The organism is Microbacterium maritypicum MF109 (assembly GCF_000455825.1).
GTDB lineage: Bacteria > Actinomycetota > Actinomycetes > Actinomycetales > Microbacteriaceae > Microbacterium > Microbacterium maritypicum_A.
Genome location: NZ_ATAO01000239.1, coordinates 68038 through 77168, shown reverse-complemented (window position 1 = coordinate 77168; position 9131 = coordinate 68038). Strand labels below are relative to the sequence as shown.

Genomic DNA, 9131 nt, shown 5'->3' with positions numbered 1-9131 from the left:
CCCGCCACTGCGGATCGGCTCGCTCTCGCTCGACTTCGGCTTCGCGCTGACTCTGCTGATCGTCCTGATTCTGATGAACGTCGTCGGGCTGTTCATCCGCTGAAATCCCGGCGTGTCCCCTGATCCGGTGGCTGCGACTTCTCCCACTCTGGGTGTCGTGACATCGCGGCGCCAATGCTCGGGGGCTATGCTGGCACCCAGGTGCGCGCCCCGGGTTCGCGCCACATCACGACCACGCCATACATCGATACTGGCAATCGAACTCATCGAAAGAGGAGCCACCCATGGCACTTACCCCGGATGACGTCGTCACCAAGCAGTTCCAGCACGTCCGCTTCAAGGACGGCTTCGACCCGGACGAGGTGGACGACTTCCTCGACGAGATCGTCATCGAGTGGCGCAAGGCTCTCGAGGAGAACGTGGAGCTGAAGGCCAAGCTGGCCGCGTACGAGTCCGGTGCTGCTCCTGAAGCCGCCGCGCCCGCCGCTGTCGAGGCTCCCGCCCCCGTGGCCGAGGTCCCGGCGGAGCCCGCTCCGACCGGTTCCGCGACCGCGACCGCTGGCATCATCGAACTCGCACAGCGTCTGCACGACGAGCATGTCGCCGAGGGCGAGGCGAAGCGGAACGCGCTCATCGCGGAGGCCGAGACCGAGGTCGCCCGCATCCGCACCGAGGCCGAGGCCAAGCAGCGCGAGGAGTCCGCACGACTCGAGCGCGAGCGCAACACTCTCGAGGCTCGTATCACCGAACTCCGCAACTTCGAGCGCGACTACCGCTCGCAGCTGCGCGGCTACATCGAGGGTCAGCTCCGCGAGCTCGACGAGAAGTCGACCTCCACGGACTCGACACCCGTTTCCGCGATCGGTCTGTAAGGCGCCCTCTTGTCAGGACGCCGTCCCCTTCGTCGGTCGGCGGCCGGTGCGGTCGTTGCGATTCTCGCAGCGCTCGTACTGGCCGCCGATCAGTTTGTGAAGTACCTCACGATCGAGAACCTCCCCTACCAGGAGCCGGTTCCGGTCCTGGGGGAGTTCCTTCAGCTGTACTACGTTCGCAACCCCGGGGCGGCGTTCTCCCTGGGATCCGAGGTCACCTGGATCTTCACGATCGCCCTCGCGGTCGTGGCGTGCGTGATCGTCTGGAAGGCGTTCGGGCTCAAGTCCCGCCTGTGGGCGGTCGTGCTCGGCTGTCTCCTCGGCGGAGTCCTCGGCAACCTCAGTGATCGTCTGTTTCGTGAGCCCGGTTTTCCGGTGGGGCACGTCGTCGACATGATCTCGATGCCGTGGATGATGCCGGCGATCTTCAACGTCGCCGACATCTTCATCGTGACCGGGATGATCTCGGTCGCGTTGCTCGTGGTCTTCGGCCTGCGCTTCGACGGTACGCGCGAACGCGATCACGAGATCGTCGAGACCGAGGAAGAAGCCGAAGCCGCCGCGACGGCGGCTGTCCTGGCGACCGACACGGATGACGACATGCTCGACGCCGATGCTCCCGTGCCGGTGCGTTCGACCGATGACGATTCTCCCTCGGAGGATGCGGCTCCCGCATCGGAAGGACGTTGACCGTGGAATCGCGGTCCCTGCCGGTTCCGGACGGTTTGGACGGTACCCGCGTCGACGCAGCCTTGGCGAAGCTGATGGGGTTCTCCCGCACCTTCGCTGCTGACGTCGCCGCCGCAGGGGGAGTACGACTCGACGGCGTGACACTCGACAAGTCCGACCGTCTGCGCGCGGGCGGCTGGCTCGATGTCGAATGGCAGCCGAAAGAGGCGCCGAAGATCGTTCCCCTCGCCGTGCCGGAGCTCGGCATCGTGTACGACGACGATGACATCATCGTGGTGGACAAGCCGACGGGGGTCGCCGCCCATCCATCGGTCGGCTGGGAGGGCCCGACGGTCGTCGGCGCCCTCGCCGCTGCGGGCTTCCGCGTGGCGACCAGCGGCGCTCCGGAACGTCAGGGCGTCGTGCACCGACTCGACGTCGGCACCAGCGGCCTGATGGTCGTGGCGAAGTCCGAGCACGCCTACACGGTCCTGAAGCAGGCCTTCAAGGACCGTACCGTCGAGAAGATCTATCACGCCGTCGTCCAAGGTCACCCCGATCCGCTTGCCGGGACCATCGATGCGCCGATCGGGCGTCACCCCAACCACTCCTGGAAGTTTGCCGTCGTGCCCGACGGGAAGCCGTCTGTCACGCACTATGAGACGCTCGAGGCGTTTCCTGGCGCGTCGCTGCTCGAGATCCACCTCGAGACGGGCCGCACGCATCAGATCCGCGTGCACATGGCTGCGCACCGCCACCCCTGTGTCGGCGACCCGCTCTACGGAGCAGACCCGACGATGTCCGCGCGGCTGGGGCTCACCCGCCAGTGGCTGCACGCGCATCAGCTCGCCTTCGCGCACCCGACGACGGGGGACTGGGTGACGTTCGAGTCCCCGTATCCCGAGGACTTCCGGCACGCACTGGACGTGCTGCGCGGAGAGTAGTCCGCGCCACGCCACGACGATGTCGGTGATGTGCGCGACACTGGGCCCATGACCATCGAGGTTCGCCCCGCGACGGAGTTCGACGACGTCTCGATACTCGTCGGGCCGAGGAAACCGACGTCGAACGTCTGCTTCTGCCTGAGTTACCGCATCGGCAGCAAAGAGAACGTGGCGCTGAAAGGGCAGGAGCGTTCCGATCGGGTCCGGGAACTGTGCCACCAGGATCCACCTCCTGGCGTGATCGCGTACCTCGACGACGAACCGTTGGGATGGGCGGCGCTGCATCCGCGTCGCGGCACCAGTTTCGCGCGGAATCGGCTGATCCCACACGTCGACGATCTCGACGTGTGGTCGTTGTGGTGCTTCCGCGTGCGCCCCGGCTACCGGAAGCAGGGCATCTCCCATGCGCTGATCGAGGGAGCAGTGGCCTACGCGATGGAGCGCGGCGCGCCCGCCATCGAGGGGTATCCGGTCGACAACGGCGGCGAGAAGGTCAATCTCACCATGGCGTACGTCGGCACGCGGTCGTTATTCGAGAGCGCGGGGTTCGTGAAGGCGGCAGACACCGGTTCTGTCCTGGATGGATTCCCTCGGGTGTTGATGCGGCTCGATCTGGGCACATCGCAGAAGTCGTCAAAGAAAGCGTGAACCGCTCGACGGCGCACGGCCAATACATAGCGTGACCACAGACAGCGAGATCATCCAGCGATCTCTCCAGCAGCCGGCGGCGTTCGCCGAGCTCTTCGACAGACATGCGCGCGCGGTCAACGCGTTCGCGACGTATCGCCTCGGCCGGCATGCTGCCGAGGACGTCCTGAGCGAGACATTCCTCGTCGCGTTCCGCCGCCGAGCCGATTTCGACACGGACATCGAATCGGCGATGCCCTGGCTTCTCGGCATCGCCTCGCGCCTGATCCGTCGCCACCGCGCGCTGGAGGCGAAGCAGTGGAAGTCGTTCGCGGCATCCATCTCCCGGCAAGAGCACTCGACGCTCGGAGACCTGGAGGATGCGATGTCCCGCGTCGATGCCGAGCGCGAGGTCGAGACGCTGAAGACGCGCATCGCGGCGCTCGCGCCGAGAGATCGCGAGGCCCTCCTGCTCTATGCCTGGCAGGGGATGAGCTACGACGAGGTCGCGGCGGCACTCGGCGTTCCCGTCGGCACCGTGCGATCGCGGCTGAATCGCGTCCGCAGACGGTTGGACTCCACCCGGAGGATCCAGGCATTCGAGCAGCAGCAGAAGAAGGGAGAGACCCTTGGACGTGTTTGAGAAGGTTCAGCAGACCAGGCCCGAGATCGAGGGGGCGGATGACAATCTCACTGCGGCGCGTGCCCTCCTTCTGATGGAGATCCAGAATGAACGCTCTCCTGCGCGTTCACGGGCGGCGCGGCGGCCATGGTTGATCGCCGCGGGCGCCGTCGGCGCGGCAGCTGCCGTCACCGCCGGAGTGCTCGTGGTGAGCAACATCACGGCCCCGACGCCCGTGCCGACTGTTGAGGCGGTGCCGACCCGCGTGCCGGGGCCGGTGCTCGTGCCTACTCCGATGCCGTCACCCGCGGTCTCACCGATGACGGGCCCGGAGGCGCTCCTGGGGGCAGCGAACGCGACAGCGGGCTTCACGCCACCGGTGCTCGCGCCCGGCCAGTATCTGCGGCGGGCGTGGACGTCGCAGACCCTGGGCGTGTTCGACGCCGACCTCGGCGACGCAGGGCAGCCCGGCTACGGTGCATCGCGCGCGGAAGCATCGAGTGGATGGGTCATCAGCCGCAGCGGTGCCGACTACGCGCCGGCGAACCTTCGCTCGCAGTGGTATCAGGAGTGGGGAGCTCCCGTCGCAGGTGGGGTCTACGGCGACCAGGTGCAAGGTCTTGCACAGCAGGATGAGGCGTTGCAGTCCTACGGGCCAGCGGTCGGCCTGTTCCCGTCAGATGCGCCACGGCTCCCCGAGGGCGGTGCCGAGGATGTGCTCTGGTTCTTTGAATCGTTGCCGCGTGACCCGGCCACGATGATCGCGTGGATTCACGAGTACTTGGGCGCCGACGAGCAGGGATGGGCCGATGGGAAGGTCGGGTGGCTCATCATCGGACTGCTGTCGCACAACGTCGGCGACCCGGAGATGCGTGCTGCGATGTATCGGGCGCTCAGTCTGCTCCCGGGCTCGACGGTGGGAGCCGAACAGAACGGACGACGCACGGTCACCTTCGACTCGCATCTCGGCTCCTCTGAGAGCACGGAGACATCGCTTCGGCGGTTCACGTTGACGATCGACATGGCGACGGGAATCGTGGTGGAGACCACGGACACCACGTCTGTAGGCGAGGGGGTGATCCCGGGCGACGTCCCCGACTCCCGGATGACCTTCGAGATGAGCGTGGTCGATACTCTGCCGTGACCACTTTCGAAGAGCGCTGCTTCTCACCGGTATCGATGCAGACACGAGCGTGGAGCGGAGGCGGACAACCCGTCGCCCGATGTTCGTGATCGCCGGGCGCCATGGCCGGAGTGGGCGCGGCGACCGCGGGTGTCGTGCTGATCAGCCAGATGGACGCGCCGAGCCCGCAGGTCGAGGCAGTGCCGCAGGAAACCGCGCTTCCGACGCCGCGATAGACACCGGCCCCGAGGCCCAGCACGACGTCGGGGACGACGGTCACAGAGCCGTTCCCGGGTACGACCCCGCAGTCGGGGCAGCGGCGAATCCGGGTCCGGACTCCGTGGCAGCAACGTCGCGCCTGCAGATCTCCGGCACTCCGTTCAGCACGCGCTTGACCTCGCCGGTGTCCCTGCATCGACGGCGAACGGCGTCGAGACCTACCGAATCAGGTACGAGAACGACCTACCGAATCAGGTACGGGAACACAGATCGCCGCACCGACACGGTCTCGATCGATGCCGAGGCGGGGTGGGCCACCGAGTGCACGCTGCGTTCGGATCGCGTCGATGCCGGTCCGGGGGATGTGGTCCCTCAGACCGTGCCCGACATACGCATGACGTACTCCGTGTCGATCGTCGACTCTGCCCCGTAGCGGTTTCGGATAGTGCCCTCCGGGCCCCGACACCGGCCTCCGGTGTCGGGGCCCCGCCGTAGAATCGGAGGCATGGCATCCGACTCCTTCGTCCACCTGCACGTGCACAGCGAGTACTCGATGCTCGACGGAGCGGCGAAGATCAACGCGATGACCCAGGCGGCCGCCGACTACAAGATGCCGGCCATCGCGGTGACCGATCACGGCAACACTTTCGCGGCTTTCGAGTTCTACAAGGCGGCCAATGCCGCGGGTGTCAAGCCGATCATCGGGCTCGAGGCCTATGTCACTCCCGGCACGCACCGCAGTGACAAGACGCGCGTGCAGTGGGGCTCGCCCGATCAGAAGAGCGACGACGTCTCGGGTTCCGGTGCGTACACCCACATGACCATGTGGAGTCAGAGCACCGAGGGCATGCACAACCTGTTCCGGCTCAGCTCCCGGTCGAGCATGGAGGGCTACTACTTCAAGCCGCGCATGGACCGCGAGCTGCTGCAGACCTATTCCAAAGGACTGATCGCGACCACCGGATGCCCGTCAGGCGAGATCCAGACGCGCCTGCGTCTCGGACAGTACGACGCTGCGCGCGCGGCCGCGGCCGAGTTCCAGGACCTGTTCGGCAAGGAGAACTACTTCGCCGAGATCATGGACCACGGTCTGTCGATCGAGCGGCGCGTGATGACCGATCTCCTCCGTCTCTCGAAGGACCTGAACATCCCGCTGGTCGCCACCAACGACTCGCACTACACGCATCAGCACGAGGCCGACGCGCACGAGGCGCTCCTGTGCGTGCAGTCGGGATCGACGATGGACGACCCGAACCGGTTCAAGTTCGACGGCGACGGGTACTACATCAAGACCGCGGCCGAGATGCGCCAACTGTTCCGCGACCACCCCGAGGCCTGCGACAACACGCTGCTGATCGCCGAGCGCTGCGAGGTCGAGTTCAACACCTCGGCCAACTACATGCCGCGCTTCCCTGTGCCCGACGGCGAGACCGAGGACAGCTGGCTCATCAAGGAGGTGGAGGCCGGCCTGCACTACCGATATCCCGGCGGCATCCCCGACAAGGTGCGCAAGCAGGCCGAGTACGAGACCGGCATCATCCTGCAGATGGGCTTCCCGGGATACTTCCTCGTCGTCGCCGACTTCATCAACTGGGCCAAGGACAACGGCATCCGCGTGGGCCCCGGCCGTGGCTCGGGTGCCGGCTCGATGGTCGCGTACGCGATGAAGATCACCGACCTCGACCCGCTCGAGCACGGACTCATCTTCGAGCGCTTCCTCAACCCCGACCGTGTCTCCATGCCCGACTTCGACGTCGACTTCGATGACCGGCGCCGCGGCGAGGTCATCGACTACGTCACGGAGAAGTACGGATCCGAGCGCGTCGCGCAGATCGTCACGTACGGAACGATCAAGTCCAAGCAGGCGCTGAAGGACGCCGGTCGAGTGCTCGGCTTCCCGTTCAGCATGGGGGAGCGCCTCACCAAGGCGATGCCGCCGCCCGTGATGGGCAAGGACATGCCCCTTGACGGCATGTTCGACTCTGCTCACCCGAGGTACAAGGAGGCGAGCGAGTTCAGGACCCTGATCGAGACGGATCCCGAGGCGAAGACGGTCTTCGACCGCGCGCTGGGTCTCGAAGGGCTGAAGCGCCAGTGGGGCGTGCACGCCGCCGGCGTGATCATGTCGTCCGATCCGCTCCTCGACATCATTCCGATCATGCGCCGCGAGCAGGACGGGCAGATCGTCACGCAGTTCGACTACCCGTCGTGCGAGTCCCTCGGTCTGATCAAGATGGACTTCCTGGGGCTCCGGAACCTCACGATCATCTCGGATGCGCTCGACAACATCCGCACGAACCGTGGCGAAGAGCTCGACCTCGAACATCTCGGTCTCGACGACCCCGGCGTGTACCAGCTGCTCGCGCGCGGCGACACCCTGGGCGTCTTCCAGCTCGACAGCCCGCCGCTGCGTTCGCTCATGCGTCTGATGAAGCCCGACAACTTCGGTGACATCTCGGCCCTCATCGCCCTGTATCGGCCGGGTCCCATGGGAGCCAACTCGCACACGAACTATGCGCTGCGCAAGAACGGGGTGCAGGAGATCACGCCGATCCACCCCGAGCTGGAGGCGCCGCTCGCCGAGATCCTGGAGGAGTCCTACGGGCTCATCATCTACCAGGAGCAGGTCATGGCCATCGCCCAGGCAGTCGCGGGGTTCAGCCTCGGACAGGCAGACATCCTGCGTCGAGCGATGGGCAAGAAGAAGAAGTCCGAGCTCGACAAGCAGTACGAGGGCTTCGCGGGCGGCATGACCGAGCGCGGATTCGGCGAGGCGGCCATCAAGGCGCTGTGGGACATCCTGCTGCCCTTCTCGGACTACGCCTTCAACAAAGCCCACTCCGCCGCATACGGTCTCGTCTCGTATTGGACCGCATACCTCAAGGCGCACTATCCCGCCGAGTACATGGCGGCGCTGCTCACCAGCGTCGGCGACTCCAAGGACAAGATGGCGCTCTACCTGAATGAGTGCCGCCGCATGGGCATCAAGGTCCTTCCGCCCGATGTCTCCGACTCGATCAACTTCTTCGCGGCCGTCGGCGACGACATCCGCTTCGGCCTCGGCGCCGTCCGCAACGTGGGCAGCAACGTCGTCGAGGGGATCGTGCAGGCCCGCAAGGACGAGCGCTTCACCTCGTTCCACCATTTCCTCGAGAAGGTTCCGCTGCACGTCTCGAACAAGCGCACGGTCGAGTCGCTGATCAAGGCCGGCGCCTTCGACTCGATGGGCGACTCCCGTCGAGCGCTCATGGAGGTGCATGAAGACGCGGTGGAGGCCGCCGTCGATCGCAAGCGCAACGAGGCACAGGGCGCCATCGGGTTCGACTTCGACAGCCTCTACGACGGCATGGACGAGGTCGCTCCCGCCAAGGTCCCCGCCCGCCCCGAGTGGATCAAGAAGGACAAGCTCGCTTTCGAACGCGAGATGCTCGGTCTCTACGTGTCCGACCACCCCTTGGCCGGGCTCGAGGTGCCTCTCGCGAAGCATGCATCGATCTCGATCCACGACCTCAACAACTCCGAAGACCTGCAGGACGGCGACCAGGTGACGGTGGCCGGGCTCGTCACCAGCGTGCAACACCGCGTCGCCAAGGCGAGCGGAAATCCCTACGGCATGATCACCGTCGAGGATTTCAACGGTGAGGTCACCGTGATGTTCATGGGAAAGACCTACACCGAGTTCCAGCACACGCTGCAGCAGGATGCGATTCTCGCAGTCCGCGGGCGCGTGTCCCGGCGCGATGACGGACTCAACCTGCACGCGCAGTCGGCTTTCGCCCCGGATGTGGGGTCCTTCGACGCGGCGGGTCCCTTGGCCCTCGTCCTCGCCGAGCAGCGCGCGACAGAGCGGGTGATGATGGAGCTCGCAGAGGTGCTGCGACGGCACAACGGCGACACCGAAGTGCTGCTTCGGGTGCATCGCGGGGGCACCGCGAAGGTGTTCGAGGTGCCCATGCCGGTCAAGGTGTCCGCAGACCTGTTCGGTGACCTCAAATCACTGCTCGGACCCACCTGTCTGGGGTGAGCGGGTAGGATCGTGAGCCGTCGGCAGCACG

7 protein-coding genes are annotated in these 9131 nt (G+C 66.0%); all 7 read left to right on the top strand.

Annotated features, from left to right (window positions below; translation table 11 throughout):
- Positions 1-284 precede the first annotated feature (284 nt).
- The 7 genes from L687_RS40525 to dnaE all read left to right on the top strand — a co-directional run bounded on the left by L687_RS40525 (position 285) and on the right by dnaE (position 9100).
- Positions 285-872 (top strand): DivIVA domain-containing protein, encoded by a 588-nt coding sequence (locus tag L687_RS40525; protein ID WP_021201570.1) that lies wholly within the window; start codon positions 285-287, stop codon positions 870-872.
- Between the two features lie 9 nt (positions 873-881).
- Positions 882-1562 (top strand): signal peptidase II, encoded by a 681-nt coding sequence (lspA, locus tag L687_RS41705; protein ID WP_046399048.1) that lies wholly within the window; start codon positions 882-884, stop codon positions 1560-1562.
- A gap of 2 nt (positions 1563-1564) precedes the next feature.
- The gene (locus L687_RS40515) at positions 1565-2485 is read left to right on the top strand and encodes an RluA family pseudouridine synthase (RefSeq protein WP_029264919.1); all 921 of its coding nucleotides are present in this window, start codon (positions 1565-1567) and stop codon (positions 2483-2485) included.
- Positions 2486-2533: 48 nt separating this feature from the next.
- The gene (locus L687_RS40510; RefSeq protein ID WP_021201567.1) at positions 2534-3133 is read left to right on the top strand and encodes a GNAT family N-acetyltransferase; all 600 of its coding nucleotides are present in this window, start codon (positions 2534-2536) and stop codon (positions 3131-3133) included.
- Positions 3134-3164: 31 nt separating this feature from the next.
- Positions 3165-3755, top strand: coding sequence for an RNA polymerase sigma factor (locus tag L687_RS40505; RefSeq protein WP_021201566.1), 591 nt, complete (start codon positions 3165-3167; stop codon positions 3753-3755).
- 73 nt (positions 3756-3828) lie between these two features.
- Complete coding sequence (locus L687_RS40500; protein WP_167540725.1) at positions 3829-4878, top strand: hypothetical protein; 1050 nt, start codon at positions 3829-3831, stop codon at positions 4876-4878.
- Between the two features lie 703 nt (positions 4879-5581).
- Entirely contained in the window at positions 5582-9100 is a 3519-nt protein-coding gene (gene dnaE / locus L687_RS40490; protein WP_021201562.1) for a DNA polymerase III subunit alpha, read from the top strand.
- Positions 9101-9131: the final 31 nt, after the last annotated feature.

What these genes read in the sequence shown, in the direction of transcription:
- L687_RS40510 (WP_021201567.1), top strand. Translation starts at nt 2,534, where the DNA reads ATGACCATCGAGGTTCGCCCCGCGACGGAGTTCGACGACGTCTCGATA.
- dnaE (WP_021201562.1), top strand. Translation starts at nt 5,582, where the DNA reads ATGGCATCCGACTCCTTCGTCCACCTGCACGTGCACAGCGAGTACTCG.
- L687_RS40500 (WP_167540725.1), top strand. Translation starts at nt 3,829, where the DNA reads ATGGAGATCCAGAATGAACGCTCTCCTGCGCGTTCACGGGCGGCGCGG.
- L687_RS40525 (WP_021201570.1), top strand. Translation starts at nt 285, where the DNA reads ATGGCACTTACCCCGGATGACGTCGTCACCAAGCAGTTCCAGCACGTC.